The sequence below is a fragment of the Citrobacter sp. LST-B2 genome, from assembly GCF_057983045.1.
Genome location: NZ_CP192598.1, coordinates 3,272,332 through 3,290,156, shown reverse-complemented (window position 1 = coordinate 3,290,156; position 17,825 = coordinate 3,272,332). Strand labels below are relative to the sequence as shown.

Annotated in this window: 13 protein-coding genes and 1 pseudogene; 7 read left to right on the top strand and 7 right to left on the bottom strand. The window is 53.6% G+C overall.

Annotation, left to right across the window (positions count from 1 at the left end; all coding sequences use genetic code 11):
* Positions 1-178 precede the first annotated feature (178 nt).
* The 3 genes from glpC to glpA are packed head-to-tail and all read right to left on the bottom strand — an operon-like array spanning position 179 to position 4,243.
* The gene (gene glpC, locus ACQ0PY_RS15900) at positions 179-1,369 is read right to left on the bottom strand and encodes an anaerobic glycerol-3-phosphate dehydrogenase subunit GlpC (RefSeq protein ID WP_043000049.1); all 1,191 of its coding nucleotides are present in this window, start codon (positions 1,367-1,369) and stop codon (positions 179-181) included.
* On the bottom strand, positions 1,366-2,625 hold the full coding sequence (gene glpB, locus ACQ0PY_RS15895; protein ID WP_109740418.1) for a glycerol-3-phosphate dehydrogenase subunit GlpB: 1,260 nt from the start codon (positions 2,623-2,625) through the stop codon (positions 1,366-1,368). Before glpB ends, glpC begins: the two co-directional genes overlap by 4 nt.
* A complete protein-coding gene (gene glpA / locus ACQ0PY_RS15890; RefSeq protein ID WP_043000051.1) occupies positions 2,615-4,243 on the bottom strand; it encodes an anaerobic glycerol-3-phosphate dehydrogenase subunit A in 1,629 nt (542 codons plus the stop codon). Before glpA ends, glpB begins: the two co-directional genes overlap by 11 nt.
* A 273-nt stretch (positions 4,244-4,516) precedes the next feature.
* On the opposite strand from glpA, the pseudogene glpT reads away from it, so the two are divergent.
* From glpT to inaA, 3 genes and pseudogenes are all read left to right on the top strand, one after another.
* A pseudogene (glpT, locus tag ACQ0PY_RS15885) lies at positions 4,517-5,875 on the top strand (glycerol-3-phosphate transporter).
* Between the two features lie 4 nt (positions 5,876-5,879).
* Positions 5,880-6,956 carry a glycerophosphodiester phosphodiesterase gene (gene glpQ / locus ACQ0PY_RS15880; RefSeq protein ID WP_044266203.1) on the top strand — a complete coding sequence of 359 codons (1,077 nt, stop codon included), beginning with the start codon at positions 5,880-5,882 and terminating at the stop codon, positions 6,954-6,956.
* 216 nt (positions 6,957-7,172) lie between these two features.
* Entirely contained in the window at positions 7,173-7,823 is a 651-nt protein-coding gene (gene inaA / locus ACQ0PY_RS15875; protein WP_109740417.1) for a lipopolysaccharide kinase InaA, read from the top strand.
* Between the two features lie 6 nt (positions 7,824-7,829).
* Here inaA and yfaE read toward each other — a convergent pair whose 3' ends face one another.
* The 4 genes from yfaE to ubiG all read right to left on the bottom strand — a co-directional run bounded on the left by yfaE (position 7,830) and on the right by ubiG (position 12,759).
* Positions 7,830-8,084, bottom strand: a complete 255-nt coding sequence (gene yfaE / locus ACQ0PY_RS15870) for a ferredoxin-like diferric-tyrosyl radical cofactor maintenance protein YfaE (RefSeq protein ID WP_043000054.1) — start codon at positions 8,082-8,084, stop codon at positions 7,830-7,832.
* Positions 8,084-9,214, bottom strand: coding sequence for a class Ia ribonucleoside-diphosphate reductase subunit beta (nrdB, locus tag ACQ0PY_RS15865; protein WP_042317865.1), 1,131 nt, complete (start codon positions 9,212-9,214; stop codon positions 8,084-8,086). Before nrdB ends, yfaE begins: the two co-directional genes overlap by 1 nt.
* A gap of 114 nt (positions 9,215-9,328) precedes the next feature.
* Positions 9,329-11,614, bottom strand: coding sequence for a class 1a ribonucleoside-diphosphate reductase subunit alpha (gene nrdA, locus ACQ0PY_RS15860; protein WP_044258561.1), 2,286 nt, complete (start codon positions 11,612-11,614; stop codon positions 9,329-9,331).
* A gap of 416 nt (positions 11,615-12,030) precedes the next feature.
* Entirely contained in the window at positions 12,031-12,759 is a 729-nt protein-coding gene (ubiG, locus tag ACQ0PY_RS15855) for a bifunctional 2-polyprenyl-6-hydroxyphenol methylase/3-demethylubiquinol 3-O-methyltransferase UbiG (protein WP_044258562.1), read from the bottom strand.
* Between the two features lie 146 nt (positions 12,760-12,905).
* Here ubiG and gyrA point away from each other — a divergent pair, with 146 nt between their 5' ends.
* The 4 genes from gyrA to srlE all read left to right on the top strand — a co-directional run bounded on the left by gyrA (position 12,906) and on the right by srlE (position 17,825).
* Complete coding sequence (gene gyrA / locus ACQ0PY_RS15850) at positions 12,906-15,542, top strand: DNA topoisomerase (ATP-hydrolyzing) subunit A (RefSeq protein WP_044266198.1); 2,637 nt, start codon at positions 12,906-12,908, stop codon at positions 15,540-15,542.
* Between the two features lie 356 nt (positions 15,543-15,898).
* Positions 15,899-16,420: a PTS glucitol/sorbitol transporter subunit IIC gene (gene srlA / locus ACQ0PY_RS15845; RefSeq protein ID WP_042317872.1), complete on the top strand. Its 522-nt coding sequence runs from the start codon at positions 15,899-15,901 to the stop codon at positions 16,418-16,420.
* A gap of 9 nt (positions 16,421-16,429) precedes the next feature.
* Positions 16,430-16,828, top strand: coding sequence for a PTS glucitol/sorbitol transporter subunit IIA (locus tag ACQ0PY_RS15840; protein ID WP_054175985.1), 399 nt, complete (start codon positions 16,430-16,432; stop codon positions 16,826-16,828).
* On the top strand, positions 16,809-17,825 hold the full coding sequence (srlE, locus tag ACQ0PY_RS15835; protein WP_054175986.1) for a PTS glucitol/sorbitol transporter subunit IIB: 1,017 nt from the start codon (positions 16,809-16,811) through the stop codon (positions 17,823-17,825). The genes ACQ0PY_RS15840 and srlE overlap by 20 nt, the downstream gene beginning before the upstream one ends.

Below are 17,825 nucleotides of genomic sequence, written 5' to 3'. Positions count from 1 at the left end.
GTCCGTCACCAAAGAATCCAGTGACGTGACGATACGAGGTTACATTAAGGGCTGCATGCCCGAAATTCAGTCTTTGCGAAGAGGGACGGGAGATAAATACGTACGACGGTAACGTATTCAATTTTGTGGAAGGCTAAACGCAAAAACGCCCGGGGCACCGTGCCGCCGGGCGAGTCATTTAGCCTAATGCTTTCGCCAACAGGGTGATCGGATGTTCGCAGCGTTTGCTGGTGGACATCTCGATTTGCCATTTGCAGGTCTCGCAGTCGGTCACCACAATATCCGCGCCGCTGTCTTCAATCTGTTTAAACAGCGGTGCGCCGATGGCTTGCGAGGTAGGATAGTTCTCTTTTTTAAAGCCGTAGGTACCAGCTATTCCGCAGCACTGAGAATCCAGCACCGTGAGTTCCAGCCCCGGAATGCGGCGTAACAGTTCAAGGGTGTACAGCGTCCAGCCCATTTTTTCCATATGGCACGGCGTGTGATACACCACTTTTAACGGTAACGGCTTCAGCGGCAGGGTTTTTCCTTCGTCCAGTTTTCGCCACAGCCAGCGGGTTGCCAGTTCGATATGTTCCCGCAGACCGCTGTTGTCGACGTCCAGCACTTCCGGGTACTCGTCACGCAGCGCAAAAGTACAGGTCGAGGAAGTGGCAATGACCGGAATCCCCTTCACGCCAATCGCTTCACGCAGTGATTCGACGTTAGTCACCGCCTGTTTACGCGCCTTGTCGGTGAACCCGTTGGCAATCAGCGGCACGCCGCAGCACTTCTCTTTACTCAATAACTGGACGCCGGTGCCCATCGCGTTCAGCACTTTGATCAAATCTTTGCCGAGCTGCGGATGGTTGTAATTCACAAAACAACCGTGGAAGAAGGCAACCTGATCGTTGTACTGTGCCTGCTGGGCCGCCACGCTGCGATACCAGCGGCGGAAGGTGCCGAAAGAGTATTTTGGCAACGTCCGGCGATGGTCGATTTTCAGCGCGTAATCGAGCAACTGGCGCACCGGTTTCAGTGACGTTGCCGTGTTGACCACCGGCGCGAACGGGGTGGAAACACTGCCCATCAGATCGGTGTGGCTTAAGATAAAGTTACGCAGCGACGGGGTGGAGGTGTCATATTTTGCCCGCGCGCGCTGAATGATATCGCCGATTTTGACGTCAGACGGGCAGGCCACTTCGCAGCGTTTGCAGTTAATGCAATATTTCAGCGCGTCGTCGTACAGCGCGCCATCTTTCAGACGCAGGCGCTCGCCGTCGGGACCGGCCTGTTTGGGGCCCGGGTAACCTGGATTCACACGGCTGACCGGACAGGCGGTAGTACAGACCGTGCATTTGATGCAACTTTCAAAACTCGTATCGCTCATTGCTCACCTCCTGCACGTGCTGCAATGTGATGGGCGGCATGTAACGCGGTGACTGCGCAGACGCCGCCTCCGCATCCCTGGGCAATGGGGTCGAATCCGCCGAGAACCGAGCCAATCGCATAGAGGTTGTCTACGGTTTGTCCGGCCAACGACGGGCGCAGCGCCTCATCAGTGCTGACGCCAAACTGTTGCCAGGGTTGCGCGTCAAAGAAATCGCGTTGATACCATTCGGCGCGGGTCGCCGTTTGCTGAACATCCAGTCCCAGAATCGGTTCGCGGATCCCTTCACGTTCGGCAAGCAGGCCGCTGCTAAAGAAACTCCCGCTGGCAAGCACCGCGAAACGCGGGCGTAGCGGAATGTCCGCGTGGTTGCGCGTCCAGATTTCGCTCACCACGCCATTTTTGCAGGTGACTTTCTTCACCTCATCGCCTGGCATCCAGATCCCGCCCTGACGGACGAACTGACGCTGCAACTGGTTATGCAGACGGATCCCCAGCACCGATGGCGGTAGCGTAGGCAGTAGCATGAGCGAGCATGGCAGACGCTCGTTGAGCCAGCGCCAGAGGCGGTCATCCACCAGACCAAAGCAGGCGGGCATGATGATCATTTCGCAGGTTTTTGCGATCGGCAACAGCGCGTCATACAACAAGGGCCATTTATCTTCGTTATACAGAAAACGCGCAATATTCACCGCCCGAAATTCGGTGGCGTTGTCACGCAACACGTCCAGTTCCGGCAGGTCGATTTCGGCGGTTTCAACCGTCAGATCCTGTTGACGTAAAGAGGCCGCCGCCAGGTGCGCCTGAAAATCGAGTAAGCCGCTAATGCCCACCACACAAAGGCGTTTTGCCGCCAGCGGCCAGACAGGGACTTCCGGTGAACTGAGCCAGGTCGAACGCAGTGTGCCGAGCGGGGTGACCCGCTGATGTGACTGCCGAACCTCGCCTTGCAAATGCGCGCCGGAGGCTTCCAGCAGCGCCTGTGTCTGTTCAGCGAGTGTCAGAACGCGTTGCGTACCCAGCGTGGCGTAGGGATGTGTTGGGGCCTGTTCGCGCAGGGCGTCCAGACCGGCAGTGATGTCATTCACTGGTTGCCCGTCCGGTAGCGCGCTGAGCAGATCCAGCGAGCCGGAAGAGAAGTGCAGCGCGCTCTGACCGCGAGTGACCACCGCACAGCGTAATCCGCTCTTTTGCAACTGCAGTCCGCACAGCAGTCCGGCGAGACCGCCGCCCATAATGACCGTATCAAATCTCATCGCGAGGCTCCTTTTCCAGACCACATAATCCCTGGTATACCCAGCGGGTAAATTCGCTTTCGCGCAGGGCATCACCCCAGGCGATCGGTTGTACGCCTTTCCAGCGTTCGTTGAGGAAGTCTGACAACTGGGTAATGGACTGCGCAGCGGTGGTGATGTTAAAGCGTTGCAGCAACCCGGCGGCACGGCAGGCGCAGAGCTCGCCCTGACAGGTGCCCATCCCCACGCGGGTGCGACGACGGAGATCAAGCAGGCTGTTGACGTTTAAATTTTCGACGGCGTACTGCACTTCACCCGCGGTGACGGCTTCACATTCACAGACCAGACTGCGGTGCTGACGACCATGACTCAGCCATGCTGGCGTACGGTCGCCGTGGCGATACACCGCGGAGCCTCGCAGTGGGGCTGGCAGAGAGATCACGCGCTTCAGCGTGCTTTCCGTGGGTTCCTGCGAGCCCGGTAGCGGCGTGTCTGCAGTGATGCAAGGACGCGTGTTACCCAGTTTCCGGCAGACCGCGTCGGTGGCCCATTCCGCCATTAGACGATAAGTCATCAGTTTGCCGCCGGTAATCGTGATAAACCCGTCCAGACCGTCGCGTTTCGCGTGGTCGAACAGCACAATGCCGCGACTGACGTTACGACCGCTGGGATCGTCATCGCTTGCCACCAGTGGACGCACCCCGGAGTAGGCGCGCAGAATGCGCGTTTTCGCCATGATCGGCGCCAGCTTTTCACCTTCGCGCAGCAGAATATCGACCTCATCGGCGGTGACGCGGTTGCTGTCGATATCATTGTAATCAATGTGGGTTGAGGTGGTGCCAATCAGCGAAATGGTATCGCCGGGTACCAGAATATCGGCGTCGGAAGGCTTGCGGCAGCGGTTAATGACGTGCTGGTTGATGCGGTGGTCCATAATGAGCAGCGACCCTTTCGCCGGGAACATGCGGATACTCAAATCGGCATATTCCGCGATCCGCTGTCCCCAGATCCCGGCGGCGTTCACCACCACCGGCGCATGCAGCGTTTGCGTTTCGCCATTGAGATGGTTGCGCACATGGACACCGCTAACGGTCGCGCCTTCACGGATCAACCCCGTCACTTCGTGGGCGGTCAGGATAATGGCACCGTGCTCTTTCGCATCAAGCATGTTGGCTGCAGTCAGGCGGAACGGATCGACCGTTCCGTCCGGCACTTTGACCGCGCCGATCAGCTGTGGATTCACCGACGGTTCGATAATCCGCGCCTGTTGCGGATCGATCGCTTCTGCCCGAATGCCCGCTTCTTCACAGGCACGGATAAAGGTGGCCTGAAAGGAAAGCTCATCTTCGGGCAGGGTAATAAACAGACCGTCTGTCGGCTCAACGCAGTGGCGGGCGATACGTTTCAGAATTTGGTTTTCGCTGATGCATTCGCGGGCAGATTCGGCGTCAGTCACCGCATAACGTGCGCCGCTGTGCAGCAGCCCGTGGTTACGACCTGTCGCTCCGGTCGCAATATCATGACGCTCGACTAAAATAACACGGAGTCCACGCAGCGCGCAGTCGCGGGCAATCCCTGCGCCAGTGGCACCACCCCCAATGATAATCACGTCACTGGTTTGCGAGTCGCGAGTTTTCATTGTTTTCCCTCACAGTTCGTTTTTTATCATTTAGCCACATAAAAAGCATGGTTTGTTTGATTTCGCGCATATTCGCTCATAATTCGAAAATGAAACGTGATTTCGTGCGCCTTTCTGAACATTCATCATAAATCTGTAACAATATGTGCTGTAATTCACATTCACGGCATGTATCTTTGCATAACATCGCGACCAACACTGGAAGCAGCGGGGGTTGCGTGTACCACCTGCGGTGTTTACTACTTATAAAAGACGGGCCACGGAGGCTACATTATGTTGAGTATTTTTAAACCAGCGGCGCATAAAGCTCGCTTGCCTGCAGCGGAGATCGATCCGACATACCGCCGGCTTCGCTGGCAAATATTCCTGGGGATATTCTTTGGCTAAGCCGCGTACTATCTGGTGCGCAAGAACTTTGCCCTTGCAATGCCTTACCTGGTCGAGCAGGGGTTTTCACGCGGTGATTTAGGTTTTGCCTTGTCGGGGATCTCTATTGCCTACGGATTTTCGAAATTCATCATGGGGTCGGTTTCGGATCGCTCGAATCCGCGCGTTTTCCTGCCAGCCGGTCTGATTCTGGCCGCGGCAGTGATGCTGTTCATGGGCTTTGTACCGTGGGCGACATCGAGCATTGCCATTATGTTCGTGCTGTTGTTCCTCTGCGGATGGTTCCAGGGAATGGGCTGGCCGCCGTGCGGACGTACCATGGTGCACTGGTGGTCGCAGAAGGAACGTGGCGGGATTGTCTCCGTCTGGAACTGTGCGCATAACGTCGGTGGCGGGATCCCTCCGCTGCTGTTCCTGCTCGGGATGGCCTGGTTTAACGACTGGAAAGCTGCCCTGTATATGCCAGCGTTCGGCGCCATTCTGGTGGCTATTTTCGCTTTCGCGCTGATGCGTGATACGCCGCAATCCTGTGGCCTGCCTCCCATCGAAGAGTACAAAAACGACTATCCGGACGACTACAACGAGAAAGCGGAAGAAGAGCTGACCGCGAAGCAGATCTTCATGCAGTACGTTCTGCCGAATAAACTGTTGTGGTACATCGCGATTGCGAACGTGTTCGTTTATCTGCTGCGTTACGGCATTCTCGACTGGTCTCCAACCTATCTGAAAGAAGTGAAGCACTTTGCGCTGGATAAATCCTCCTGGGCCTACTTCTTCTATGAATATGCAGGGATCCCTGGCACGCTGCTGTGCGGCTGGATGTCGGACAAAGTGTTCCGTGGTAACCGTGGCGCGACCGGTGTGTTCTTTATGACCCTGGTGACGATCGCTACCATCGTTTACTGGATGAACCCGGCAGGTAACCCGACCGTCGATATGGTTTGTATGATTGTGATCGGCTTCCTGATTTACGGTCCGGTGATGCTGATTGGTCTGCATGCGCTGGAACTGGCACCGAAAAAAGCCGCAGGGACGGCAGCGGGCTTTACCGGCCTGTTTGGTTATCTCGGCGGTTCCGTGGCGGCCAGCGCCATCGTCGGCTACACCGTGGACTTCTTCGGCTGGGACGGCGGTTTCATGGTGATGATCGGCGGCAGCATTCTGGCGGTGATTCTGTTGATTGTGGTGATGATCGGCGAAAAACGCCACCATGCTGAGATGCAACTGAAACGCAACGGGGGCTAAGTGAATGAAAAAAACACTGAAAAACCTGAGCCTGACGCTGATGATGGCGGGCGCGGTAATGGGAAGTCATGCCCTGGCCGCCAGCAACACGGATAAAGTTGTGATTGCCCACCGTGGCGCGAGCGGCTACCTACCGGAGCATACGCTGCCCGCGAAAGCGATGGCCTACGCGCAGGGGGCGGATTATCTGGAACAGGATCTGGTGATGACGAAAGACGACCAACTGGTCGTCCTGCATGACCACTATCTTGATCGCGTGACGGATGTCGCCGAGCGTTTTCCGGATCGTGCGCGCAAAGACGGTCGTTATTACGCCATCGACTTTACGCTGGACGAAATCAAATCTCTGAAATTTACCGAAGGGTTTGATCTGGAAAATGGCAAGAAGGTGCAAACCTATCCTGGCCGTTTCCCGATGGGTAAATCGGATTTCCGCGTGCATACCTTTGCTGAAGAGATCGAGTTTGTTCAGGGACTGAACCATTCTACCGGCAAGAACATCGGTATCTATCCGGAGATCAAAGCGCCGTGGTTCCATCATCAGGAAGGGAAGGACATTGCGACGAAGACCCTGGAAGTGCTGAAACAGTACGGTTACAGCGACAAGCAGGACAAAGTCTATCTGCAAAGTTTTGATGTAGCAGAACTCAAGCGCATCAAAAATGAGCTGGAACCTAAAATGGGGATGGATCTGAACCTGGTGCAGTTGATTGCCTATACCGACTGGAATGAAACCCAGGAGAAGCAGCCGGACGGCAGTTGGGTCAATTACAACTACGACTGGATGTTCAAACCCGGGGCGATGAAACAGGTGGCGGAATATGCGGACGGCATCGGTCCGGATTACCACATGCTGATTGACGAGAAGTCGACGAAAGGCAATATCGTCCTGACAGATATGGTGAAAGAGGCCCACCAGAATAAGATGACGGTTCACCCTTATACGGTGCGCGCCGATCAGTTGCCGGAGTACACGACGGATGTGAATCAGCTGTACGACATCCTCTACAACAAAGCGGGCGTGGACGGGCTGTTCACCGACTTCCCCGACAAAGCGGTGATGTTCTTACGTAAAGAGTAACAACCGCATTATCCCTCTCCACTGCACCCCAAAGGCGGGCAACCGCTGAGTAAGGTGCAGTTTTTTTTATCTCTTTTCCTGCCGGTTTAATGCAAAAAAGCACACGTCAGATCAAGAAGTCCGTAGCCGATCATGAATTTCTTAAGATTTCCTTAAGAAGAAGATTTATATTTGTTCGATAAATAATTTATGTCGTTACTGTAACGGATGGTCACAATGGCGCAGGCAGCAGTGCAGGATGAGTTTGAGAACTGGTGGGCAACGGAAGGCGATTGGGTCGAAGAACCGAATTATCGACGCAAAGGGATGAGCGGTGTGCAATGCATCGAACGTGACGGGAAGAAATTGTATGTGAAGCGGATGACACAACACCTGTTTCACTCGGTACGCTATCCTTTCGGACGTCCGACGATTGTGCGCGAAATTGAGGTGATCAACGAACTGGCCCGCGCGGGCGTTATCGTGCCGAAAATTGTCTATGGCAACGCGACAAAAGTTAACGGTGAGTGGCGTGCGCTGCTGATCACCGAAGATATGAAAGGTTTTGTGAGCATCGAGGAGTGGTATAAACAGCATGCAGTGACGCCGTATCCTGATGAGGTGCGTGATGCAATGCTAAACGCGGTCGCGCTGGCCTTTAAAAAGATGCACAGCGTCAATCGTCAGCACGGTTGCTGCTACGTAAGACATATCTATGTGAAAACGGAAGGGACGGTAGAAGCCGGGTTTTTAGATCTGGAAAAAAGCCGTCGTCGTTTGCGCCGCCATAAAGCGGCGCACCATGACTTCTCTCAGCTTGAGAAGTACCTGAGTCCCATCCCAAAAGCGGACTGGGAACAGGTGAAAGCGTATTACTACGCGCTGTAAGGCGCGCTACATCTCAATTTCGATGTCGCCTTTTGCCCTGCAACAGCAGGGCAAAATTTCGCCGGGCTGAATGAATGCTAACGGCTCGGCGATCCAGTCCACTTGACCTGCAACCAGACGGCAGCGGCAAGAGCCGCAATAGCCTTCGCGGCACTGATATTCCACTTCAACGTTGTGCGATTCAAGCGCGGCGAGCAGGGAAGGGTGTTCATCCTGGCACAGCAACTGTGTGCCAGTGATGCGCAGTGTGACGCGTCCCATCAGAGCTGGAAGTTACTCAGATCGTCGGTATCGACTTCAGAGTCGATCTGCCCGACCAGATAAGAACTCACTTCCACTTCCTGCGGGGCCACCTGAACGTTATCGGACACCAGCCAGGTGTTGATCCACGGGATCGGATTGGAACGGGTCTGGAACGGCAGATCCAGACCGACCGCCTGCATACGAATGTTGGTGATGTATTCGACGTACTGGCACAGAATGTCTTTGTTCAGGCCGATCATTGAACCGTCGCGAAACAGATAGTCTGCCCACTCTTTTTCCTGCAGGGCGGCCTGCACAAACAGGTCATAGCACTCCTGCTTACACTCTTCGGCAATTTCCGCCATTTCCGGATCGTCAACGCCGCTGCGCAACAGGTTCAGCATGTGCTGAGTGCCAGTCAAGTGCAGCGCTTCGTCACGGGCAATCAGGCGAATGATTTTAGCGTTGCCTTCCATCAGTTCACGCTCGGCGAAAGCGAATGAGCAGGCGAAGCTGACGTAGAAGCGGATTGCTTCCAGCGCGTTGACGCTCATCAGGCACAGATACAGTTTTTTCTTCAGCGCACGCAGGTTCACGGTGACGGTTTTGCCGTTCACGGTGTGCGTCCCTTCGCCCAGCAGGTGCCAGTAGCTGGTCATCTCAATCAGTTCATCGTAATAGCTGGAAATGCCTTCCGCACGTTTCTGGATCTGCTCGTTGGTGACGATGTCATCAAACACAATAGCCGGATCGTTAACGATATTACGAATGATATGGGTGTAAGAGCGCGAGTGAATGGTCTCGGAGAAGGCCCAGGTTTCGACCCAGGTTTCCAGTTCCGGAATGGAGATCAGCGGCAGCAGTGCCACGTTCGGGCTACGCCCCTGAATAGAATCCAGCAGCGTCTGGTACTTCAGATTGCTGATAAAAATGTGTTTTTCATGCTCTGGCAGCGCCTGGTAGTCGATGCGGTCGCGTGAAACGTCAACCTCTTCAGGACGCCAGAAGAAGGAGAGTTGTTTTTCGATCAGCTTTTCGAAGATGTCATATTTTTGCTGATCGTAGCGGGCCACGTTAACCGGCTGACCAAAAAACATCGGCTCCAGCAGTTGATCGTTTTTCGTCTGTGAAAATGTGGTGTATGCCATTGAAGTGAGTCCTGTCAGCTGTGTAATGCCGGATGGCGCTTCGCTTATCCGGCCTACAACATCCGATTGATTTTGTAGGCCGGATGAGGCTTTTCGCCGCCATCCGGCAACAGATTAAATCTTACATGCGCCGCTTTCGCAGCCATCGTCCTGAATGGATGGCACCAGATCGTCCTGGGCATCTTCCGCGCCGTCGCGGGTGTTCTGATAATACAGCGTTTTGACCCCGAACTTATAGGCGGTGAGCAGGTCTTTGAGCAACTGCTGCATCGGCACTTTTCCGGACGGGAAGCGCGACGGATCGTAATTGGTGTTGGCTGAAATCGACTGATCGATAAACTTCTGCATAATCCCGACCAGTTGCAGATAACCGTCATTCCCCGGCATTTCCCACAGCAGCTCATAGGCGTTGCCCAGGTGCTCGTAGTCCGGCACCACCTGACGCAGGATACCGTCTTTCGACGCTTTAATGCTGACGTAACCGCGCGGCGGCTCAATACCGTTAGTGGCGTTCGAGATCTGCGAAGAGGTCTCGGACGGCATCAGGGCAGAGAGCGTTGAGTTACGCAGACCGTGGGTCTTGATGGACTCACGAAGCGCTTCCCAGTCATGATGCAGCGGTTCACTGGTGATGGCATCCAGATCTTTCTTGTAAGTATCGATCGGCAGAATGCCCTGTGCGTAGGTGGTTTCGTTAAACCATGGGCAGGCGCCTTGTTCAATCGCCAGTTCGTTAGAGGCCTTCAGCAGATAGTACTGAATGGCTTCAAACGTTTTGTGCGTCAGGTTGTTGGCGCTACCGTCGGAGTAACGTACGCCGTGCTTCGCCAGATAGTAAGCGTAGTTAATCACGCCAATACCCAGCGTACGACGCCCCATCGCACCACGTTTGGCAGCCGGGATCGGGTAGTCCTGATAATCTAACAGCGCATCAAGGGCGCGAACGGCCAGTACCGCCAGCTCTTCCAGTTCCTCGAGGCTGTTGATTGCTCCCAGGTTGAACGCGGAGAGCGTACACAGGGCGATTTCACCGTTTTCGTCGTTCACATCCATCAGCGGTTTGGTTGGCAGCGCGATTTCCAGACACAGGTTGGACTGGCGCACCGGCGCGACCTGCGGATCGAACGGGCTATGGGTGTTGCAGTGGTCAACGTTCTGAATATAGATACGCCCCGTAGAGGCGCGTTCCTGCATCATCAGCGAGAACAGTTCAACGGCTTTGACACGCTGTTTGCGGATGCTGTCGTCTTTCTCATATTTCGTGTACAGACGCTCGAACTCGTCCTGATCGGCGAAGAACGCATCATACAGGCCAGGGACGTCGGACGGGCTGAACAGGGTAATGTCTTCCCCTTTCAGCAGACGGGTGTACATCAGTTTGTTGATTTGTACGCCGTAGTCCATGTGACGCACGCGGTTGCCTTCCACGCCACGGTTGTTTTTCAATACCAGCAGGCTTTCCACTTCCAGATGCCACATCGGGTAGAACAGCGTGGCCGCACCACCGCGTACACCGCCCTGAGAGCAGGATTTCACGGCGGTCTGGAAGTGCTTGTAGAACGGGATACAGCCGGTGTGGAACGCTTCGCCGCCGCGAATCGGGCTGCCCAGCGCACGGATACGACCGGCGTTGATACCGATACCAGCACGCTGGGAAACGTATTTCACAATCGCGCTGGAGGTGGCGTTGATCGAGTCCAGGCTGTCGCCGCACTCGATCAGCACGCAAGAGCTGAACTGACGCGTCGGGGTACGAACGCCGGACATGATCGGCGTCGGCAGAGAAATTTTGAACGTCGACACCGCGTCATAAAAACGTTTGACGTATTCCAGACGGGTTTCGCGCGGGTAATTCGAGAACAGGCAGGCTGCTACCAGAATATAGAGGAACTGGGCGCTTTCGTAGATCTCACCGGTGACACGGTTCTGTACCAGATATTTCCCTTCCAGCTGCTTAACGGCGGCGTAGGAGAAGGTCATATCACGGTCGTGTACGATGAACGAGTCCATCTGCTTGAACTCTTCTTCCGTGTAGTCTTCCAGCAGATGATTGTCGTATTTGCCCATTTCAACCATTTTCACCACATGGTCAAACAGTTTCGGCGGTTCAAATTCGCCGTAGGCTTTTTTACGCAGATGGAAAATCGCCAGACGCGCAGCCAGATACTGATAATCCGGCGCATCGCGGGAGATCAGGTCCGCCGCCGCTTTAATGATCGTTTCATGGATATCGGAGGTCTTGATACCGTCATAAAACTGGATGTGGGAGCGCAGTTCGACCTGAGAGATCGATACGTTATTCAGTCCTTCTGCCGCCCAATCCAGAACCCGATGGATTTTGTCGAGATTGATGCGCTCTGTACTACCATCACGCTTTGTCACCAGCAGACTCTGATTCATGTGGTTTTTTACCTGTCCGTGAAAGAAAAAATATCCCCTGCATTATCCACAATGCCACCTTGTGACTAACTCTGTGGATAAATACTATATGTAGGGGTTGAGTGTTAAAGTAAACGCTATATGGTGAGTATTCTAGTAGGGATTCTTTTCAGCACAAGAGTTGATTTTGAGGTTAAATTGAGGTTGCAAAAGGGTAAGAAAGGCTAAGTGCACGTCGCATAAGGCCTGGCGGGGATGTCAATAATTCATAAAAAAAATAGATAATTTGATCGAGTGCTGATTTCTTCAACGAAGGTGTAGAAAGTTCTCATGATCTGGCGCAATTTTTGTAAGCCGGATGGCGACAGTAATGTTGTATCCGGCCTACAGGCACATCTTTGTAGGCCTGATAAGCGAAGCGCCATCAGGCAGGGGGCTTATTCCGCTTTTGCGGTGGTATGCACCATATAGTTCACATCAACGCCAGGGCCAAGCTTGAAGGTGTTGGTGATGGGGTTGTAGTGCAACCCGGTCATATGGCGCTCCTGCAAGACCGTCTGATCCACCCAACCTAGCAGCTCCGCAGGTTTAATAAATTTCTTCACATCATGGGTCCCTTTCGGCACCATGCGTAAAATATATTCCGCACCGACAACCGCCATCAGCCAGGATTTGCCATTACGGTTGAGCGTTGAGAAGAACACCTCGCCGCCGGGTTTCACCAGTTGTGCGCAGGCGCGAACCACCGATTGCGGATCGGGCACATGTTCCAGCATCTCCATACAGGTTACCACGTCATACTGATGGGCATGTTTTGCCGCGTGCTCTTCCACGGTTTCCTGCACGTAATCCACCTGAATACCACTTTCCAGCGCATGCAGTTTTGCTACCTGCAAGGGCTCAAACCCCATGTCCAGACCGGTCACTGTGGCGCCTTCACGCGCCATGCTCTCTGCCAGAATGCCGCCGCCGCAGCCGACGTCGAGCACCTTTTTACCAAACAGGCCGCCTGAGCGTTCAGCAATATAACCCAGCCGCAGCGGGTTAATGCGATGCAACGGCTTAAATTCGCCTTCCAGATCCCACCAGCGCGACGCGACTGCTTCAAACTTGGCAATTTCTTCATGGTCAACGTTGTGGTTTACCGGTGGTTTTACGGCATTCATCGGGGCTTTTACTCCTTATAGGGCTAGTGACAGGAGTATATCAGTCCACGCGGGTGAATAAAGCTTATTGGTTTACCTCAATCTCTGCGGTTGTGTTATAATTTGCGACCTTTGAATCCGGGATACAGTAGAGGGATAGCGGTTAGATGAGCGACCTTGCGAGAGAAATTACACCGGTCAACATTGAGGAAGAGCTGAAGAACTCTTATCTGGATTATGCGATGTCGGTCATTGTTGGCCGTGCGCTGCCGGATGTCCGAGATGGCCTGAAGCCGGTACACCGTCGCGTACTTTACGCCATGAACGTATTGGGCAATGACTGGAACAAAGCCTATAAGAAATCAGCCCGTGTCGTTGGTGACGTAATCGGTAAATACCACCCGCATGGCGACTCTGCGGTATACGACACCATTGTCCGTATGGCTCAGCCGTTCTCGCTGCGATATATGCTGGTGGATGGCCAGGGGAACTTCGGTTCCATCGATGGCGATTCCGCGGCGGCGATGCGTTATACGGAAATCCGTCTGGCGAAGATTGCCCATGAGTTAATGGCCGATCTGGAAAAAGAGACGGTTGATTTTGTCGACAACTATGACGGCACGGAAAAAATCCCTGACGTTATGCCGACCAAAATCCCGAACCTGTTGGTAAACGGTTCGTCCGGTATCGCAGTAGGGATGGCGACCAACATCCCGCCACACAACCTGACGGAAGTGGTTAACGGCTGCCTTGCGTATATCGACAATGAAGACATCAGCATTGAAGGGCTGATGGAATACATCCCGGGTCCGGACTTCCCGACGGCGGCGATCATCAACGGTCGTCGCGGTATTGAAGAAGCCTATCGTACCGGTCGCGGTAAAGTGTACATCCGTGCCCGCGCGGAAGTGGAAGTAGACGCGAAAACCGGTCGTGAAACCATTATCGTGCATGAAATTCCGTATCAGGTGAACAAAGCGCGCCTGATCGAGAAAATCGCGGAACTGGTAAAAGACAAACGCGTTGAAGGCATCAGCGCGCTGCGTGACGAGTCTGACAAAGACGGTATGCGCATCGTGATTGAAGTTAAGCGCGACGCGGTCGGGGAAGTGGTACTGAACAACCTCTACTCCCAGACTCAACTGCAGGTCTCTTTCGGTATCAACATGGTGGCACTGCACCATGGTCAGCCGAAGATCATGAACCTGAAAGACATCATTTCAGCGTTTGTGCGCCACCGCCGTGAAGTGGTGACCCGCCGTACCATTTTCGAACTGCGTAAAGCCCGCGATCGTGCGCATATCCTTGAAGCACTGGCGATTGCGCTGGCGAACATCGACCCGATCATTGAGCTGATTCGTCGTGCGCCGACCCCGTCGGAAGCGAAAGCCGCATTGATCGCACGTCCGTGGGATCTGGGCAACGTGGCTGCGATGCTGGAACGTGCTGGTGACGACGCTGCGCGTCCGGAATGGCTGGAGCCAGAATTCGGCGTGCGTGACGGTCAGTACTACCTGACAGAACAGCAGGCCCAGGCGATTCTGGATCTGCGTTTGCAGAAACTGACCGGCCTTGAGCATGAAAAACTGCTCGATGAATACAAAGAGCTGCTGGAACAGATCGCGGAACTGCTGCACATTCTGGGCAGCGCCGATCGCCTGATGGAAGTGATTCGCGAAGAGCTGGAGCTGATCCGCGATCAGTTTGGCGATGAGCGTCGTACCGAAATCACCGCGAATAGCGCTGATATCAATATCGAAGATCTGATCAACCAGGAAGATGTAGTTGTGACCCTGTCTCACCAGGGCTACGTGAAGTATCAGCCGCTGACCGACTACGAAGCACAACGTCGTGGTGGGAAAGGCAAATCGGCTGCACGTATTAAAGAAGAAGACTTTATTGACCGTCTGCTGGTGGCCAACACCCATGACACGATCCTCTGCTTCTCCAGCCGGGGTCGTCTGTACTGGATGAAGGTTTATCAACTGCCAGAAGCGAGCCGTGGTGCGCGTGGCCGTCCGATCGTCAACCTGCTGCCGCTGGAAGCCGACGAACGTATTACCGCTATCCTGCCGGTTCGTGAGTACGAAGAGGGCGTGAACGTCTTTATGGCGACTGCCAGCGGTACGGTGAAGAAAACCGCGCTGACCGAATTCAGCCGCCCGCGTTCTGCCGGTATCATTGCGGTGAACCTGAACGATGGCGACGAACTGATTGGTGTGGATCTGACCTCCGGTTCTGACGAAGTCATGCTGTTCTCGGCGGCGGGCAAAGTGGTGCGCTTTAAAGAGGACGCCGTCCGTGCGATGGGCCGTACTGCGACTGGCGTACGAGGCATCAAGCTGGCGGGCGAAGACAAAGTCGTCTCCCTGATTATTCCACGTGGTGAAGGCGCGATCCTGACCGTGACGCAAAATGGTTACGGTAAGCGTACGGCGGCGGAAGAGTATCCGACCAAGTCCCGTGCGACGCAGGGCGTTATCTCTATCAAAGTGACCGAGCGCAACGGTTCTGTTGTTGGCGCGGTGCAGGTTGATGATTGCGACCAGATCATGATGATCACCGATGCCGGTACGCTGGTGCGTACTCGCGTGTCGGAAATCAGCGTGGTAGGACGTAATACTCAGGGCGTGATCCTCATCCGTACGGCGGAAGATGAAAACGTGGTGGGTCTGCAGCGTGTGGCTGAGCCGGTGGATGACGAAGAACTCGACTCCATCGACGGTAGCGCGGCGGAAGGGGATGATGATATCGCCCCGGAAGCGGAAACCGACGACGATGTCGCCGATGACGCTGACGAGTAATCGGCGAGTCTAACGACTGCACAAAAGGGAGGCGCTGCCTCCCTTTTTTTCATCCTGAATTCACCATTTCCCCTTGTCAAAAGGTCCTGTCCGGTGATTTTGCCTTTCATGTATAAAAATACAAAATAAAATGAATAATTATAACTCTGTGAAGATGCTCACTGTTTGTGCAGCCATTTCCCGTTAACTTTCCTGTTACCAAACCGCGATATTTACGAGCCCTTACTGCCAGGAGAACTGAAAAATTATTAAATAACATCATCTGAATTCTTAAAGACAAAAGCGTTGGCTGCCTTCATCTGTCAATACACTTCTGACGGATGAATATACTTATATCTACACGTTGGGAGTTAACTATGATAGTTGAAATAGCAGAAGGCTTTATCCATCTTTTCCAGAGCGCAGGTAAGATATTCTCCGGGATGATCGTCAGTACCATTCCGATGCTGATAACCTTAATTTTGACCGTTAATTTTATTATGAAATTAATTGGCCAACAGCGAATGGAAAAAGTCGCCACCCTGATGGGGAAGTCAAAAATATTAACCTATGGAATTTTGCCGAGTTTTGCCTGGTTCTTTCTTAGCAGTCCGGGTGCGCTGACGATGGGTAAATTTCTGCCCGAACGTTGTAAACCCGCTTATCAGGATGCGCTGGGCAGCACCGTACACCCGCTGACCTCTCTGTTCCCACACATTGTGCCATCTGAACTCTTTATCTGGCTGGGCGTCGCCGCTGGCCTGACGCGACTCGATCTACCGGTTGCCGACCTGGCATTACGCTATATCGCTGCGGGTATTCTACTCGGTTTTATCCGTGGTTTTCTGACGGAATATATCTTCACCCGGCTGGAGAAACGCGAACTTAATCAGGAATAAGGGAAAACAATGAAAGTACTATTTTCGGCTGACGTCGTAAAGGCTGGAAGAAAAGTGGAAGAGGGACTGCTTAATGGCATGTTGATTACCTTTAATGACCATGCTCCGGAAGATTATCTCGATTATGTCCTGGTCATTAAGAATATTGTTTGTGATGTTACCCCATTACAAAAAATAATGGATTATGTTCTGCAGATTAATAATCAGACCTGGAATATAACCTGCTGGGGAGAGGCCGCATGGCAAAATTTATGCGAGTTAGGTCATGTGACAGTGGTATTTGACGGGGCTGAAAAGCCAATAGCCTATGGTTCATTACACGTTAACAGTCATTGTTCTCCATCCGTAAATGAATTGATTGGCCCATTGACAATAATGAGGAAAACCAATGAAAACCGTACTGATTAAAAAAGGTCATTCAGGGATTGGCGATGACATGTATTTATCTCGCGATACCCGCATGGTCATCCTGTCGCTTACCGGCAAAACCATTGATCCGGTCGCGAAAAAACTGGGTGAAATGCTGGAAATGACCGTGGTTAACGGCTTTGACGCCATGCCGGATGATAAGAAAATCCTTTGTGTGGTCATCAACTGTGGCGGTTCACTGCGCTGCGGCATTTATCCGCAGAAAAGAATCAAGACAATCAACGTACTCCCTACCGGTGCGATGGGGCCGCTGGCGAAATATATCACCGAAGATATTTACATCTCTGATGTCAGTCTTGAATCGCTTTCGCTGATTGAAACCATTAATCAACCGGTAACCGGGGAGGAAAACGTTGAGCTCAGTGATCCTCTCCCGACAGACCATGCCTGTGCTGTGGCTCACGAACGCGTGGAGGCAAAACCACGCGGTTCCGCGACCAACACCGCGCTGGAGTTGATGACGCGTTTTGCGACGGGAATCGGTAACTTTGTCAGCCTGCTCTACTCCTCGGCGCGTGAATCGGTCGAGCTGTGTATTAAAAACGTGATCCCCTTTATGGCCTTTATCTCGGTTCTGATCGCTCTGGTTCAGGAGACCGCGATTGGTCAGTGGACCGGGAATGCGCTGTCGCCGCTTGCCGGATCGTTAACCGGTCTGTTTGTGATTGCGATTATTTGTGGTCTGCCCTTCATCTCTCCCATTCTGGCTCCTGGCGCGGCGATTGCGCAGGTCGTTGGTGTGCTGGTAGGAACGCTAATCGGTAGCGGGGTGGTTTCACCGCTGATGGCGTTGCCGGCGCTGTTCGCGATTAACGTCCAGGTCGGTGCCGATTTCATTCCCGTTGGGCTTTCCATGCAGGAGGCGAAAGAGAAAACCATTCGTCTTGGCGTGCCCTCTTTCTTGCTGTCACGGATGATTACCGCGCCCCTGGCGGTGGCCATCGGTTATCTGTTTTCGTTTGGCTTGTTTAACTGA